General features: G+C 45.5%; 1 pseudogene. It reads right to left on the bottom strand.

Annotated elements, in window-relative coordinates:
- A pseudogene (locus RVS70_RS23020) lies at nucleotides 1-396 on the bottom strand (pyruvate carboxylase); the annotation flags it as partial.

The following is a 396-nucleotide window of genomic DNA, read 5'->3' as shown; positions in this document are numbered from 1 at the left end:
TCCACAGCTTTTGCATACATATAAATACCGTTTCCGCTCGTATCATGTGTATGAAGGTGAACCGGAATGTCGATCGTTTCTTTCAACGCAGAAACGAGTTCATATGCAGCCTGCGGTTTTAACAGCCCTGCCATATCTTTAATACCGAGAATATGGGCACCGGCCGCCTCAAGCTCCTTCGCCATCGATGTATAATAAGCAAGATCGTACTTCGTCCGGTTCTTGTCAAGGATATCTCCCGTATAACAAATCGCCGCTTCTGCCACTTTGCCGGTATCCCGAACGGCATCAATGGCTAACGTCATTCCTTTTACCCAGTTTAAGCTGTCGAAAATACGGAACACATCAATGCCCGATTGAGCTGATTGCTTCACAAATTGTTTAATCACATTGTCC

Origin of the sequence: Virgibacillus sp. M23 (genome assembly GCF_034190895.1) — a bacterium.
Taxonomy (GTDB): domain Bacteria; phylum Bacillota; class Bacilli; order Bacillales; family Amphibacillaceae; genus Virgibacillus; species Virgibacillus salarius.
The sequence above is the reverse complement of the archived record's forward strand: the minus strand, read 5'-3'. Positions and strand labels throughout refer to the sequence as shown.